This is a genomic window from Pseudonocardia bannensis, from assembly GCF_012911875.1.
Classification (GTDB): domain Bacteria; phylum Actinomycetota; class Actinomycetes; order Mycobacteriales; family Pseudonocardiaceae; genus Pseudonocardia; species Pseudonocardia bannensis.
On sequence record NZ_JAAXKZ010000235.1, the window covers coordinates 1 to 2,759 of the forward strand.

3 protein-coding genes are annotated in these 2,759 nt (G+C 71.7%); all 3 read right to left on the bottom strand.

The window, feature by feature from the left end; genetic code table 11:
- Nucleotides 1-709, bottom strand: a 709-nt coding sequence (locus HF519_RS29795) for an AMP-binding protein (protein WP_169416282.1), incomplete at its 3' end; no start/stop codon positions are given.
- A 96-nt stretch (nucleotides 710-805) separates the two neighbouring features.
- On the bottom strand, nucleotides 806-2,056 hold the full coding sequence (gene ribB, locus HF519_RS29800; protein WP_169416283.1) for a 3,4-dihydroxy-2-butanone-4-phosphate synthase: 1,251 nt from the start codon (nucleotides 2,054-2,056) through the stop codon (nucleotides 806-808).
- Nucleotides 2,057-2,063: 7 nt separating this feature from the next.
- Nucleotides 2,064-2,603: a flavin reductase family protein gene (locus HF519_RS29805; RefSeq protein ID WP_169416284.1), complete on the bottom strand. Its 540-nt coding sequence runs from the start codon at nucleotides 2,601-2,603 to the stop codon at nucleotides 2,064-2,066.
- Nucleotides 2,604-2,759: the final 156 nt, after the last annotated feature.

The following is a 2,759-nucleotide window of genomic DNA, read 5'->3' on the forward strand; positions in this document are numbered from 1 at the left end:
CCACGTCGTCGGTCTCGATCGCGGGCAGCTCGACCATCAGGTTGCGCGCGCAGGCCAGCAGGCTGCGGTGGCTGAGCATCACCCCCTTGGGCTCCCCGGTGGTGCCCGAGGTGTAGGGCAGCCAGGCAAGATCCTCGGGGTCGACACGCGGCGACGCCAGCTCGGGATGGGCCAGCAGCTCGCCGTAGCGGGCCGCGACCGGTCCCTGCGGCTCGTCCAGCGCGACGACGGCGACATCCAGGCCGGCCTCGGCCAGCGCGGCGGCCACCTCGCGCTCGCGCTCACCGTCGACGAACGCCACGGCCGGGTCGCAGTCCCGGGCGATCTGCGCGACCTCGCGCGGATGCAGCCGGTAGCTGAGGGCCACCCGCACGAAGCCGCCCGCGGCCAGCGCATGATCGATCACGAAGCTCTCGGGCCGGTTCTTCGTCAGCACGACCGCCCGGTCGCCCGGGCGCACGCCCAGGGCCGCCAGCCCCCCGGCCAGCCGCCGCGCCCGCGAGCCCAACTCGGCGTAGGTACAGATCTTGCCCGACTCCTCCAGTACCGCAGGGCGGTCCGCAAAGCGCCGGTAGGCTTCCGCGAACGCCGAGGTCAGCGTTGCGGTCACGATCCCGGCACGCGGCCCGGCGTTGGGATCTCCAGTGGATGCGACCGGGCTCGTCCCGCTGGGACGAGCGGTCGACTCACCCACGGCGTCCTTGCTCACGGAGCCTCCCGCCTCTGCGCCGGTCATCGCCAAGGCGCCTCATCCGCCCGCGGCCGCCGGCACACGGTTTCACATATCTGGTATCAGAGATTGAACTTAAGCGAAATCTAGTATCAGATTGATGGCGCCGTCAACAGGCGTCGGCAGCATCGTGACCGAGGGGACGCGGCTCCTCGACGACGGCTCCCCGAAGGCCGGCGCCGGATTCAGCGGATGCCGGCCGAGCACTCGGATCCCAGCTTGTTGCAGGCCGCGTTCGGCCCCGTCGGCGTCGCTGCCATCTGCGAGCAGTCGGACCGAGCGGACGCCGAGATCGCGCAGGATGTGCGCGACCGCGGCGTCGTCCTCGATCGTGTCGGCCGGGTCGGCGGTCCGTTGGTCACCGGTGCACCCCCTGACGTCGCGGCGCTGGTAGTCCTGCAGAGTCCGCAGCATCCCGCGGCGTCGACCGGCACGCCCGCGTCGGTAGACCAGCACGCCTTGGCCGTGCTCGGCGATCGCCGCCTGCGCGGCGTCGAGCCGGGCCGCACAGCTGCAGCGCAGGGAGCCGAGGACGTCACCGGTCAGGCACTCTGCATGAATGCGGAGCAGCACATCGGCGCCGTCATCGAGATCTCCACACACCAGCGCGATGTGCTCCACTTCCTCGTACAGGCTGTCATATCCCACCGCGACGAATGGGCCGTGCGCCGTTGGCAGCTGTGCCCGGGCGGCCGGTACCACCTGTGGCTCGACCCGCCGCCGGTACGCGACGAGATCGGCGATCGACAGCAGCGGCAGCCCGTACTCCGTGGCGAAGGCGCACAGTTCCTCGCCCCGGGCCATACCGCCCGGATCGCGCTGGGACACGATCCCGGCCAGCACCCCGACCGGGCGCAGGCCCGCGAGCACCGCGAGGTCGACGGCGGCCTCGCGGGAACCACACTTGCGGAGCACCCCACCCGGCACCGCCCGCAGTGGGACGACATGTCCCGGGCGGGTGAAGTCGGCCGCCGCCGATCCTGGGTCCGCCAGTAGCCGCATGGTGCGCGCGCGGTCGGCGGCGGAGATACCTGTCGTCACCCCATCCCGGGCGTCCACGGTCACCCTGTGGGCGGTACCGCGGCGGTCCTGGTCGGCGGGGTGCATCGGCGGCAGCGCCAGCCGGTCACAGTCGGCGCCGGTCAGCGAGGCGCACAAGTAGCCCGAGGTGTGCCGGACCGTGAACGCCACCAGCTCCGGGGTCGCCCGTTCGGCGGCGAAGATCAGATCGCCTTCGTCGTCCCGGTCCTCGCCGCCGACCACGACGACTGCACGACCTGCTGCGACGTCGGCGACCGCCGCGGCGACCCGCTGCTCGAGGCCCACCGGCCGCTCACCTCGCCTGCGCGGGCTCGGCCGCGAGTGCCCGGAAACCTCGATCGAAGTACACCAGCGGGGCGCTCTCGGCCGTACTCACCGCCGTGACATCGCCGATCAGGATCGTGTGATCACCGCCCGGGTGCGTGCGACTGGTCCGACACAGCACGCTCGCCAGCGCACCGGCCAGCACCGGGAGGCCGGTATCGGGGTCGGGGTCGAACGCTACAGCGGCGAACTTGTCGACGGCCTTGGTCGCGAACGCAGTAGCCGTTGCGTGCTGGTCTGCCGCCAGGATGTTGACCACGAAGCGCTGGCTGCGAACGAAGACCGGGTGACAGTCCGCACCGCGGTCCAGGCAGACCAGCACCAGCGGCGGTCGCAAGGACAGCGCGCAGAACGAGCTCGCCGTGAAGCCCCAGGGCCGACCGGTCTCGTCCCTGGTAGTGACGACGGTCACCCCACTCGCGATGCGCGTCATCGCCTCGCGAAACGCCGCCTCCGCCACCGGCTCCCGCCCCGGGCCCGCCTCCGCAGCGATCTCGCTCTGCACCATCTCCCCCTCCCCGCCCAATCCGCCCGCTTAGAGGTCCTAACGGAATGAGGTTGGGAAGGCGGAGCGGGGGTAGCCCTGCTGGCCATGAGGAAGCGCCAGCAACCACCGTGGATCGTGCCGGATGGGCTGTGGGAGCGCGTCGAGCCGCTGCTGCCG

What these genes read in the sequence shown, in the direction of transcription:
- HF519_RS29805 (WP_169416284.1), bottom strand. Translation starts at nt 2,603, where the DNA reads ATGGTGCAGAGCGAGATCGCTGCGGAGGCGGGCCCGGGGCGGGAGCCG.